The organism is Rhizobium sp. LjRoot258 (genome assembly GCF_964254185.1).
In the GTDB taxonomy this organism is placed as follows: domain Bacteria; phylum Pseudomonadota; class Alphaproteobacteria; order Rhizobiales; family Rhizobiaceae; genus Rhizobium.
Map to the genome: position 1 here is coordinate 2,730,079 of NZ_CAXUST020000001.1, position 11,586 is coordinate 2,741,664.

At 61.3% G+C, this 11,586-nt stretch carries 15 protein-coding genes; 1 reads left to right on the forward strand and 14 read right to left on the reverse strand.

The features are described 5' to 3' along the window. Positions 1-71 precede the first annotated feature (71 nt). Positions 72-752 carry a Crp/Fnr family transcriptional regulator gene (locus ACSQ9D_RS13500; protein ID WP_436282641.1) on the forward strand — a complete coding sequence of 227 codons (681 nt, stop codon included), beginning with the start codon at positions 72-74 and terminating at the stop codon, positions 750-752. Between the two features lies 1 nt (position 753). Here ACSQ9D_RS13500 and ureG read toward each other — a convergent pair whose 3' ends face one another. The 14 genes from ureG to ACSQ9D_RS13570 all read right to left on the reverse strand — a co-directional run bounded on the left by ureG (position 754) and on the right by ACSQ9D_RS13570 (position 11,581). After that, on the reverse strand, positions 754-1,365 hold the full coding sequence (ureG, locus tag ACSQ9D_RS13505; protein WP_037124214.1) for an urease accessory protein UreG: 612 nt from the start codon (positions 1,363-1,365) through the stop codon (positions 754-756). Between the two features lie 103 nt (positions 1,366-1,468). Next, positions 1,469-2,140 carry an urease accessory protein UreF gene (locus ACSQ9D_RS13510; protein ID WP_436282642.1) on the reverse strand — a complete coding sequence of 224 codons (672 nt, stop codon included), beginning with the start codon at positions 2,138-2,140 and terminating at the stop codon, positions 1,469-1,471. A 6-nt stretch (positions 2,141-2,146) separates the two neighbouring features. Then, positions 2,147-2,623 (reverse strand): urease accessory protein UreE, encoded by a 477-nt coding sequence (gene ureE / locus ACSQ9D_RS13515; RefSeq protein ID WP_436282643.1) that lies wholly within the window; start codon positions 2,621-2,623, stop codon positions 2,147-2,149. A 95-nt stretch (positions 2,624-2,718) separates the two neighbouring features. Next, positions 2,719-3,570 (reverse strand): GGDEF domain-containing protein, encoded by an 852-nt coding sequence (locus ACSQ9D_RS13520; protein WP_436282644.1) that lies wholly within the window; start codon positions 3,568-3,570, stop codon positions 2,719-2,721. Positions 3,571-3,911: 341 nt separating this feature from the next. Continuing rightward, positions 3,912-5,621 (reverse strand): urease subunit alpha, encoded by a 1,710-nt coding sequence (gene ureC / locus ACSQ9D_RS13525; RefSeq protein WP_436282645.1) that lies wholly within the window; start codon positions 5,619-5,621, stop codon positions 3,912-3,914. Positions 5,622-5,624: 3 nt separating this feature from the next. Beyond that, positions 5,625-6,248 (reverse strand): Urease operon accessory protein, encoded by a 624-nt coding sequence (locus tag ACSQ9D_RS13530; RefSeq protein ID WP_436282646.1) that lies wholly within the window; start codon positions 6,246-6,248, stop codon positions 5,625-5,627. A gap of 16 nt (positions 6,249-6,264) precedes the next feature. Further along, complete coding sequence (locus ACSQ9D_RS13535; protein ID WP_436282647.1) at positions 6,265-6,675, reverse strand: lysozyme inhibitor LprI family protein; 411 nt, start codon at positions 6,673-6,675, stop codon at positions 6,265-6,267. Between the two features lie 27 nt (positions 6,676-6,702). Then, complete coding sequence (locus ACSQ9D_RS13540) at positions 6,703-7,008, reverse strand: urease subunit beta (RefSeq protein ID WP_037124205.1); 306 nt, start codon at positions 7,006-7,008, stop codon at positions 6,703-6,705. Between the two features lie 10 nt (positions 7,009-7,018). After that, positions 7,019-7,273, reverse strand: coding sequence for a DUF1272 domain-containing protein (locus ACSQ9D_RS13545; protein ID WP_436282648.1), 255 nt, complete (start codon positions 7,271-7,273; stop codon positions 7,019-7,021). A gap of 10 nt (positions 7,274-7,283) precedes the next feature. Beyond that, positions 7,284-7,586, reverse strand: coding sequence for an urease subunit gamma (locus ACSQ9D_RS13550; RefSeq protein ID WP_024315673.1), 303 nt, complete (start codon positions 7,584-7,586; stop codon positions 7,284-7,286). 128 nt (positions 7,587-7,714) lie between these two features. Further along, positions 7,715-8,536, reverse strand: coding sequence for an urease accessory protein UreD (locus ACSQ9D_RS13555; RefSeq protein ID WP_436283836.1), 822 nt, complete (start codon positions 8,534-8,536; stop codon positions 7,715-7,717). A gap of 349 nt (positions 8,537-8,885) precedes the next feature. After that, on the reverse strand, positions 8,886-9,857 hold the full coding sequence (locus tag ACSQ9D_RS13560) for a 2-hydroxyacid dehydrogenase (protein WP_436282649.1): 972 nt from the start codon (positions 9,855-9,857) through the stop codon (positions 8,886-8,888). Positions 9,858-9,984: 127 nt separating this feature from the next. After that, positions 9,985-11,109, reverse strand: coding sequence for a branched-chain amino acid ABC transporter substrate-binding protein (locus tag ACSQ9D_RS13565; protein WP_436282650.1), 1,125 nt, complete (start codon positions 11,107-11,109; stop codon positions 9,985-9,987). Positions 11,110-11,227: 118 nt separating this feature from the next. Then, positions 11,228-11,581: a DUF6867 family protein gene (locus ACSQ9D_RS13570; protein WP_037124194.1), complete on the reverse strand. Its 354-nt coding sequence runs from the start codon at positions 11,579-11,581 to the stop codon at positions 11,228-11,230. Positions 11,582-11,586 lie beyond the last annotated feature (5 nt).

The window sequence follows — 11,586 nt, forward strand, 5'->3', positions numbered from 1 at the left end:
ACCGAACCTCCCGGTTACCCTTACCAAGTATCAGGTAGGGGCGGCACGTGCCGCACCGCAGGGAGAAACAGATGGCCAGAGCTTTGAAACTGAGCAGCGCGCAGCAAGCGATGTTTGGTGGTGCGTTGATCGCATCCAGCCTTGATCGGCATGAGCAAGATGCTCTGCTGTCTTGCGCGGTGGCGGTGCGCTACGAGCCGCAGGACGTTCTCTTCCGTGAGCACGAGAAGGCACGTTCCTTCTACTGCGTGCTAAACGGCTATGTTCGCCTCTACAGCGGTTCGCAAGACCGCGAAGCGGATATCAGTATCTGTGAGCCGGGCGACAGCTTCGGAGAATGCCTCGTGCTCGCCGGCGAAGGATACAATTATAGCGCCCAGGCAATGGAACACGCGATCCTTGCCCGTTTCGACATCGCGCAGGTCAAAGCGTTGCTCGACCAGCGGCCGCGCATTGGCGGGGCGATCGCGCGCAGCCTTTCGCAGCATTTGCTTTCGACCATGGAATGCCTGGCGCGGGATCGCATGCAGACAAGCCCGCAGCGCGTCGCGCACTATCTGCTGGCGCACTGCACCAATGAGGGTACGCGGGCCTCCTTGCGCCTGCCGTTCCAAAAGAGCCTTCTGGCACGAAAGCTGGGTCTGGCGCCGGAGGCGCTGTCGCGTGCCTTCTCCACCTTGCGCACATCCGGCGTAAGCGTTAGCGGCCGCGCCATCGCCATCGAGGATATCAATGTGCTGAGGCAGGTTTAGGCTAGAGGCCGCCCTGTTCCTTCAGGAAGCTGACGATGGAACTGACGCCATCGCCGCGCTTCATGTCGGAGAAAACGAAGGGTCGTGCCTGGCGCATCCGTGTCGCGTCGCGGTCCATGACGTCGAGGTCGGCGCCGACATAGGGAGCCAGATCCTTCTTGTTGATGACAAGAAGATCCGACTTGGTAATGCCTGGGCCGCCCTTGCGCGGGATTTCCTCGCCCTGGCAGACGGAAATGACGTAGATCGTGATGTCAGCCAGATCAGGAGAAAAGGTGGCAGCCAGATTGTCGCCTCCCGACTCGATGAAAACGACATCGAGATCGGGGATCCGCTCGTTGAGGCCAGCGATGGCCTGCAGGTTGATTGTCGCATCTTCGCGGATTGCGGTATGCGGGCAACCGCCGGTCTCCACGCCAACGATCCGATCCGACGGCAGAGCCTGCATACGCATGAGCGCTTCGGCATCCTCGGTCGTATAGATGTCGTTGGTGACGACCGCCACCGAATATTCGTCGCGCATCGCCTTGCAGAGCTTTTCGGTCAGCGCCGTTTTGCCGGAGCCGACCGGTCCGCCGATGCCCACACGCAACGGCCCGTTTCCTGATTTCATGTTCTAAACTCCAATAACAGCCGATGATAGCGCGCCGCCCGGAAGGCGGCCACCGGCAAATGACGCAGGTCGTGACGGCTGGCGGTGACCTGCCCGATCCCGGTCACGATCGAAAGAGCCGCGTCGACTGCGTCTCGTGGCGCAGCGACATGATATCGGCCTGGATGGTTGCCGCTCCAAGATCGTCGAGCGTGGAAGTGGCCGACCGCTTCGCAATCCGTGCGATATCGCCTTCAAGGCGCGCCAGGATGGCAACACCGTCCTTCTGCCCGGTAACGCCGAGACGGATGCCTGCGGAAACCGCCTGCGACAGATAGGCATGCAGGAATGCCGCAATCGCCCTCTCCGATGCAACCTCATGCGCACCCGCCACAGCGCCGACCGCAACGGGGTATGCCACGTGTTGCGGCAATCGATCGAACACCTCATCCGGCCAGGCACGGGCGGCAGCGAGAAACGCGTCGCCAAGCAGCATCGTCTCCTGATGACGCTCGCGCGAGCCTGCAAGTGCTTCAGCAAGCTCCGCCAGTTCACCAAGCCGGTCACGCTGCCCGCAGCAGCGGTGGCTCTCGGCAAGGAGGACTGCGTCGTTCCACACGACCCCGCGCTCGATGAGGTTCAACGCCCACGCCGCAAGCGAATGAGCGTCGGTGACCAACCGATCGTGAACGGCCCGCTCCAGACCACCCGAATAGGCGAAGGATCCGACGGGGAAAGCCGGCGACAGCCACGCCATCAGCCGCAGCAAGGCCTGCAGGTCGCCATCCTCCGTCATGTTCGCTCAATCGTGCGAGTGATGGGCATGATCATGACCGTGCGCGTGTGCGTGGGAATGGTAGGCACCGCGGGCGGGCTGAAACGGCTCGGCAACCTCCCGGACCGTCGCACCAAGCCCTTCGAGCATGGAGCGGATCACATGATCCCGCAGGATGAGGATGCGCTCTTCCTCGATCTGTGCGCCGAGATGTCGATTGCCGAGGTGCCATGCGAGTTCGATCAGGTGCAGGCGGTCCCTGCCCTTGACCTCGAAAAGCTTCTCTTCGGCCGCCACGATCTCGATGAGTTCGCCGTCATCGAGAACCAGCATATCGCCACTTGCAAAAAGCACCGGCTCCTTAAGGTCGAGCATGACCATCTCGCCGTTTTCGAGATGGAGCAGCTTGCGCCGCAAATGCCGCAGATCGTGCGGCAGAACCACTTTTCCGATCGGGTTGGAGGAGGGCGTGCCGGCAGGCAGGTAGGAAGTAACGCGTTGCATGACGTGTCCAATTCGCTTGAGACTGCGACCATGCAAAATCGCCCCGCGCGATGCAAGAAGGAATGGGGCCGGAAGGGTATGCTGCCCGACTTTCTTCAGGCCAGTCGCGCTTCGTCACAATCCGCGCTCATCGCGCGCGCAGCTGCATCGTCCTGCGGCAGATGCCTGCGCCAACCCGGATGCAGTCCCTCGTTCTCATGCACGACACGGTTTCGACCGAGCGCCTTTGCCAGATAGAGTGCCTTGTCAGCGGCTGAATAGGCTCCCGCCTTGCCCCGTCCCCCACCAAGGTCGGCGATGCCGGCCGAAACCGTTATGGCGACCACGCAATTGTCGGCGGCAATGGGCTGCCCCGCCAAGCGTGCGCAGACCGACTGCACTCTCTCAATCCGCTGCTCCTGCGAACCACCGACGACGATCGCGCCGAACTCTTCGCCGCCCAGCCGCGCCGCGACGGAGCGCCCGTCGAAGGCGGCGGCGAGAATGGCGGACACGGCGACGATCACGGCATCGCCGCAGGCATGGCCGAAACGATCATTGATGGCCTTGAACCGATCCACGTCGAAGATGGCAAGGCAGGCGTCCCCGTCGGCCTGCTCCAATGCCTCGGTGAAGGCACGCCGGTTAAGGAGACCTGAGAGTACATCGGTACGGCTCAGCTGCTCGAACTCCGCGCGCGAGACGCTGAGTTGGTGCATCGCGTGACCCGCCACCAGCGACAACACACTGGAAACAGTCCCGCCAATCAGCCACGACAGCACCACGCCATAGACCACACCATCGGCGAGCGGCACGGGCAGTACCCCCATCCAGTCGAGCGGCGGCAATAGGAGGAGGATCACGACCGACGACAGCGTCACCGCGAGGAAGCTCATCTTGAGAACGAACACGTAAATTGTGTGGCGATCCTGAAAATCGCCAAGCTCGGCCTGGAGTGAAATTCTCATGCGAATCGACCTTCTTGCCACCGCCAAGCCCATTGCTTAGAGGCCAACTGCTGCCGAGTTCCTAAGTGAATTGTTAGGATTTGAACGAGTTTAGTGAATTGATCGACGGCGGGATAATGCCCGAAAACGCGACGGTTTCAATGATGAATCACGCTGCGAGGGCTCGAATTCAAGCAATTGATTTTACAACACTTTTCCAACCACGCTGCTGCGACTGTCCTATTGCGGACAGGACGCCCCAAGGTGGAACACGTCAAAATAAAAAACAACCAAGGGGAGATTCGGCTTAACGTGCGACGTGAGGAGCGACCGGCGCCTGTGCACCGGCCGCGCCGGATCAATCAGAACAAGAAGTACCGCTGCGCCATCGGCAGCACGGTCGCCGGCTCGCAGGTCAGCAACTCGCCGTCGGCGCGCACTTCATAGGTTTCTGGATCCACCTCGATCTGCGGCGTCAAATTGTTGTGGATCATCGACGCTTTGGAGATGCCGCCGCGGGTGTTCTTCACCGCGATGAGGTCCTTGGCAACGCCAAGGCGTCCCTTGAGGCCGGCATCGAGTGAGGCCTGCGAGACGAAGGTGACGGACGAACTGGTGCGCAGCTTGCCATAGGCAGCGAACATCGGTCGGTAGTGCATCGGCTGCGGTGTCGGGATCGAGGCATTCGGATCGCCCATTGGTGCCGCAGCGATCGAGCCGCCGAGCAGCACCATCTCCGGCTTGACGCCGAAGAAGGCCGGGTTCCACAAGACGAGGTCGGCGCGCTTGCCGACTTCGACCGAGCCGATCTCATGGCTGAGGCCCTGCGCGATCGCCGGATTGATCGTGTATTTGGCAATGTACCGACGGACGCGGAAATTGTCGTTCTCGCCCTTCTCTTCCTTGAGCCGGCCGCGCTGACGCTTCATCTTGTCAGCCGTCTGCCAGGTGCGGATCGCCACTTCGCCGACGCGGCCCATGGCCTGGCTGTCGGACGAGATGATCGAGAACGCACCGATATCGTGGAGAATGTCTTCAGCGGCGATCGTTTCCTTGCGGATGCGGCTTTCGGCGAAGGCGATATCTTCCGGGATTGACGGCGACAGGTGATGGCAGACCATCAGCATGTCGAGATGCTCGGCGATGGTGTTGACCGTATAGGGACGCGTCGGGTTGGTGGACGACGGAATGACGTTCGACTGGCCGCAAATCTTGATGATGTCAGGCGCATGGCCGCCGCCGGCGCCCTCGGTGTGGAAGGCGTGAATCGTGCGGCCCTTGATGGCGCCGATCGTGTCCTCGACAAAGCCGCTCTCGTTCAGCGTGTCGGTATGGATCATCACCTGAATGTCGTATTCGTCGGCCACCGAAAGGCAGCAGTCGATTGCGGCAGGCGTCGTGCCCCAGTCCTCATGCAGCTTCAGCGACGAAGCGCCGGCCAGTACCATTTCCTCAAGTGCAGCAGGCAGCGAGGCATTGCCCTTGCCGGCAAGCGCGAGGTTCATCGGGAAACCGTCGAAGCTCTCGATCATGCGCTCGATATGCCAGGCGCCTGTACAGGTCGTGGCGAGCGTGCCATGTGCCGGGCCGGTGCCGCCGCCCAGCATACAGGTAACGCCTGACATCAGCGCTTCTTCGATCTGCTGCGGGCAGATAAAGTGGATATGTGCATCCATGCCGCCGGCCGTGATGATCTTGCCTTCGCCGGCAATGGCCTCGGTCGACGGGCCGACGATGATGTTGACGCCAGGCTGCGTATCCGGATTGCCCGCCTTGCCGATCGCCGCGATACGGCCGTCCTTGAGGCCGATATCCGCCTTCACGATGCCGGTGTGGTCGATGATGACCACATTGGTGATGACGGTATCGACTGCGCCATTGGCACGCGTCACCTGGCTCTGCCCCATGCCGTCGCGGATCACCTTGCCGCCGCCGAACTTCACCTCTTCGCCATAGGTCGTGAAATCCTTCTCGATCTCGATAAAGAGCTCCGTATCGGCAAGGCGCACCTTGTCGCCGGTGGTCGGACCGAACATGCCGGCATAAGCGGCGCGAGAAATCTTGTAGGGCATATGTCAGGCTCCTTGGGAGGAAGAAAGAGACGGTTCAACGGCGTAGCGCACCAGCCGGCCATTGGCGATATAGCTGTCGACGAGTTGCCTTTCGGCGACGAAGGGATGCCCTTCCCAGCCCGCATGGTCGAAGCCGGCAAGACCGATTTCGGCATCCGGAAAGCGGCGGAAGGTTTCGGCAATCGCGATAAGCCCGGTGCTCGGCGCGACGTAGGGCTGGGGGTGGAACGCGCTCAGTGCCTCGTCCACTGCTTCATGAATCACTTTCTCAACGACCACATGCCGTTTGCCCGCTTCCTCGCAGAAGGCTTTGAACTGACTCGTATAATCGTCGCAGAAATCGTCGAGCTCGGGATGGGAAACGGCCAATGGCGCCCGCATGGCGGCGAATTTTTCGGGATCGCGCACGCACCAGATCTCGGAGGCTTCCACCACGCCCGGCAGCGCCCGCCAGCTCGCCGCCTCCGTCATCGCTTTGCCCGGCCTGCCCGTATTGCAGACGGCAACGGCATCTGTCCGGCCGGGGCTTGCGGCATGGGACCGGCACTCGTTGAAGCGGACGACAAAGTCCGCAGCGGCGATCGCCCAGCGTCCCTCCTCGCTCACGTCACCATTGCCGACGATCATGATCCTCTGTCCCACGTCAGTTGCCCAATGCGTCCGAGAGCTCCTTCAGCTCCTTCGTGCGCTGGTCCGTCAGGTTGGCGAGGCAGCCCGCAACCAGCATCGGCTCCATCGACCCGCCTCGCGCCTGGAAGCCCTCGGCTTGGCACTCGGCGTCGCGGTAGGAGATCCAGGCCCGCTGCGCAGTAAGCAACGCCTTCTCTGCGCCGCGGTCCTTCTCTTCCAAGTTCTTGTCGACGCCCGCCGTCTGCGCGCGCGTCTTCGTCCATTGCTCGTTCAGCGCCTTGTCGGCCGTGTCGTAGCGATCCTGCTCGCAGCTTGTCATCTCCATCTGTGTCAGCGGGTTCTTGCAGTCCGTCTGCTGCGCAAACGCTCCCGACGCAGCAGCCATACCGCCCGAAAGCGCCAGCAGGCCAATCGTCCAATGCATCTCTTTCCTCCCGGATTTTCTTTTTCTTCAGAGCTTGCCCATGACGAGCTGGCGGAATCCGTAGACCTCGCGCTTGCCCGAGAGCGGGATCAGCGTCACCGAGCGCGTCTGGCCAGGCTCGAAGCGGACGGCCGTTCCGGCCGGAATGTCGAGACGCATGCCCTGCGCTTTCTCCCTGTCGAAAGAGAGACCGGCATTGGTTTCCGCGAAATGATAGTGGCTGCCGACCTGCACCGGGCGGTCGCCGGTGTTCGCGACGTCAAGCGTCACGGTCGGCGCGCCGACGTTCAGCTCGATCTCGCCGCTTGCAGCGATGATTTCTCCTGGGATCATATTCTTCTCCTCACGCGGCCTTGACGGGCGCACAACCCTCGGCCTTCAGGACACGTTTTGTCGATGCCGGGTGCTTGGCGAGCATGGCGGCCGGCCGAACCGGGCGACGCACGAGGTTCCCGCCGCAATTCGGGCAGACGCCACAGAGCACATCGGCGACGCAATCGGCGCAGAACGTGCATTCGAAGGTGCAGATCATCGCCTCGGCGCTATCGGGCGGCAGATCCTTGTCGCAGCATTCGCAGTTGGGTCGCAGTTCGAGCATTGCCGCCTCCTCAGCGGATCGGTTCGTGCACCGTGACAAGCTTCGTTCCATCCGGGAACGTCGCTTCGACCTGCACGTCATGGATCATCTCGGCAACGCCTTCCATCACCTGATGACGACCGATGACATGGGCGCCGGCTTCCATCAGCTCCGCGACGGGCCGTCCGTCTCGAGCACCTTCGACGACGAAATCGGTGATGAGCGCGATCGCCTCCGGATGGTTGAGCTTAACGCCCCGCTCCAGCCGCCGTCGCGCGACCATCGCCGCCATCGAAATCAGCAGCTTATCTTTTTCTCTCGGTGTGAGGTTCATCGTGCATCCATCTGCTTGAACAGAGCATGATGCCGAACAGTGTGAAGCGGTTTTCGGGTCATGCTCTACTTCTTCAATTTAGAACAGGATTCAGATTTCAGGTCGAAACGACCGGAAATCATCTGGTTCTAGAGATTCCAGACTTTCGGTACCGGCGCGCCATTGCGCAAGGTCGAAATGATCGGGATGAGGATTTTTCTCAAGGCGAAGCCATCCGGCGCCGAGAGGCGCACGACGAGCTTGCCGGCCCAACTGCTGGCACCACCCATATGGCCCTCGAGCAAGGGACGCGCGGCGCTGAGATAGGCGTCCGCGAGCGGCCCGACATAGAGGACTGTCGCGAAGGCAACCTTGCCGCCGAGCACCGCATCGGCCCGGGTGAGCAAGGCAACGTCGCCGCTGAGCTGGAGGTCCTCCGCGTGGCAGAGCGTGCCCCCCTTGCGGATGCGCCAGCGGTCACGGAAAAGCCCGGTTTCGACGGCCTCCCCCATCGCCTTGCGGCCGAGCAGGATCGCCTCGACGGCAAGGAACTCCGAGCCGTCCTCAAGGTCGACGTCGAGCCGGCGAAACAGCTGCGAGCGATCGAACAGAATGGTTTCCTGCGGCAACCAATCCACCCGTGCCTTGGCGCCAACAGAAATGGTCGTATTGACCTCGGCCGTACCTGACGATGCCTTGTAGATTTTTTCGCAGGCCTGTGTTGTGACATCGATGCGCGTGTCGGGGCCGGCATCGATGCTCCAGTTCATCCGGTCGCCGCCCGTCAGGCCACCTGCCGTATTGATGATGACGGCTTCCATGGAGGAATCAAACGTATCCGGCAGGCGAATCTTCGCCGCCCCTTCCTGATAGAGCTCTCGCAGCCGCGTACGACCGTCGAGCACCTTTGCAGAAAGATGCCCGCGCCCCTCGGCCCTCTGCGGTCTCGTGGCTGCCGCGACGTTCCTCATTCCATCCCCTTCCAGCGCGTCGCCGCTTGTCCCGGCCGTTCTCATTGATGTCTCTAAACGATCACAAGCAATTCCTGTGCCGTGCCGACCCGGAGTGTGGCTGACGACGAAAGGCCAGCTCCCCTTGGCGCGCTGCCGGCAAAAGCGGCATCTGCCTAATGGACCAGCAAGATCGCAAACCTAGGATAACGGCGCGCCGCCAGCACGATCTCGCCGCGATCCATGATGTCGACCTAGTCCAAAATCGCAACCATCGCGCCGGCTGGCGCTTGACCGACCACCGAGACGGCGAATTGCTTTTGAGCTGAAGCTCTAGCCCGACGGCAGTTCGCCAGGCCTGGCCGAAACGTCAGGCGACGCGATCCGGTGGCGATCTGCCGTCAAAGAAAGCGGTGATGTTGTCCACGACCTTCATCCCCATGGCTGTGCGCGTTTCCTCCGTTGCACTACCGAGATGTGGCAGCAAAACGACGTTGTCCATGGCTTTCAGTGCATCCGATACATGCGGCTCGGCCTCATACACGTCGAGCCCCGCACCGCCAATGACACCGTTCTTCAAGGCATTGGTCAGCGCTGCCTCGTCGACGACATCACCGCGAGCCGTATTGATCAGAAACGCGCCCGGCTTCATCGCGGCAAGCCGCGCAGCATTCATCAGGTGCCGGTTCTCTGCGCCACCGGGGCAATGCAAGGACACGAAATCGGACAGTGCCAACACGTCCTCGACCGTCGGCAATTGCCGCGCGCCGTAGCGCGCCGCTTCCGCCGGATCGACGGGCGACCGGTTGTAGAAGACCACCTCCATCCCGAAGCCGAAGTGGCAGCGCTGTGCAAACGCCTTGCCGATGCGTCCGAAACCGATGATGCCGACGGTCTTGCCGGTAACCTTCGTCCCGATCATGTGCGTCGGGCACCAACCGCCCCACTCACCGGCACGCAGCTGGCGCTCGCCCTCACCGCCCCGCCGGGCGACCGTTAAAAGCAGCAGCATGGCTATATCAGCCGTGCAGTCGGTCAGCACACCGGGGGTGTTCGTCACGACGATACCGCGGTCCTTGGCGGCCTTGACATCGATATGATTGTAGCCGACCCCGAAATTGCCGAGTATGCGCGCGCGCGGCATCACAGCGTCAAAGACGGACGCAGGCAATTTGTCTGAGACCGTCGGCAAAACAGCGTCATAGTCTCCGATCGCCCTGTTCAGCGCGTCCGCACTCATCGCTGCATCGTCAAGATTCAGTGTTGCATCAAACCGTTCCGAAAGAATGCGTTCGACGGCCGACGGCCACCGGCGCGTGACGAGTATGCGTGGCTTGGACATGGCGAGTTGTTCCGGATGCCGTGATTGGCTTCCTAGCCAGTAGCGCAAAAAGCGCGAGGGGCCAAACGGAAGAAGCCCGGTCTTGCGACCGGGCTTCCTGAAACCGCACCAAAGTGGGTATGAGCGCTTACTTGGCGTCCTGCGGGAAGTAGCTGTACTTGCCGTCCGGACCCTTCTTCCACTCGTACATGATGTAGCCTGGAAGCTTCGGGTCGCCCTTTTCGTCGAACGACATGTCGCCGAGAACGGTCGGGAACGGGCCCTTTGCCTTCATTGCAGCAGCAACAGCTTCAGCATCGTTCGACCCGGCAGCCTTTGCTCCACCAGCGATCGACTGCAACGCGGCGTAGGAGTAAAGCGTGTAAGCTTCCGGGTTGAAGCCCGCAGCCTTGAACTTCGCAACGAGGTCCTTGTTGGCCGGGTTCAGCGTCGGATCAGGACCGAAGGTGTTCAGCGTACCGGCAACAGCGTCGCCAGCGATCGATGCCAGTTCGTTCGAAACGATACCGTCACCGGAAACGAGCGTAGCCTTCAGGCCCTGGTCGGCAGCCTGGCGGATGATCAGACCAGCTTCGGTGTGGAGGCCACCCCAGTAGATGATCGTGACGCCAGCTTCCTTCATCTTGGCGATGAGGGCCGAGAAGTCCTTGTCACCGACGTTGATGCCTTCGTAGAGGGCTTCGGTAGTGCCGGCAGCGTTCAGAGACTTCTTGGTTTCGTCAGCCAGACCCTGGCCGTAAGGCGTCTTGTCGTGGACGACGGCGATCTTGGCGTCCTTGAAGTGGTCGGCAAGATACTTGCCGGCGATTGCGCCCTGCTGGTCGTCACGACCGCAGGTACGGAACGTATTCCAAAGGCCACGCTCGGTGAACTTCGGGTTCGTAGCGGCCGGGGTGATTTCAAGCATGCCGTTTTCGGCGTAAACTTCGGAAGCCGGGATCGAAACGCCCGAGTTGAAGTGGCCGATAACGAACTTGACGCCGTCAGCAGCAAACTTGTTCGCAACCGAAATGCCCTGCTTCGGGTCGGAGACGTCGTCGCCAAGTACAACCTTGATCTGCTCGCCGTTGATGCCGCCCGCAGCGTTGATGTCAGCGGCCGCCTGCTCTGCGCCCTTCTGGAGCTGAGCGCCGAATGCGGCGTTCGGGCCGGTCAGCGGACCAGCAACGCCAACGATGATGTCGGCCCATGCGTTGCCGCTGAAGGCGACCATCGCCGTCAGAGCTACAGCCGACAGGAGAGACTTTTTCATTCTATTACTCCCAATTTTCTAGCGGGTTACGTTCCACTACCCAGCGCATTACCCACTTTACTGCGCCAGGAAACTTGTTCCACTCTGGGGGCAATCTGTCCCTAGATTCAACCGGCTGTCAATGTTTTGCCTTCCAGGAGAAGGGGGACGTCTTTTCGTATAGCCAGTAGTAGTTATTGACCATCTGGTTGGTCCGGCGATAGCGATAGCCAGCCGTCGAGAAGATCGAAAGAAGGACCAGGTCGATCACGTAGTAAAAGAGGCTGAGAACCGGTCCATCAAAGAGCGCATGATGCAGGAACTGCATCGCTCCAGCGAGAAGCACGGTGTAAACGATGACGAGCGGATAGTCGCTCCAGCTGTCAGCCGCGGCCTTGCCTGCCCGCCACGCAGTCCAGAACCCGATCAGTACGACGAAAAGCCGAATGGCGCTGCGCACGCCTGTATCGCCTTCAAAGAAAAGTCCCTGCATATCAA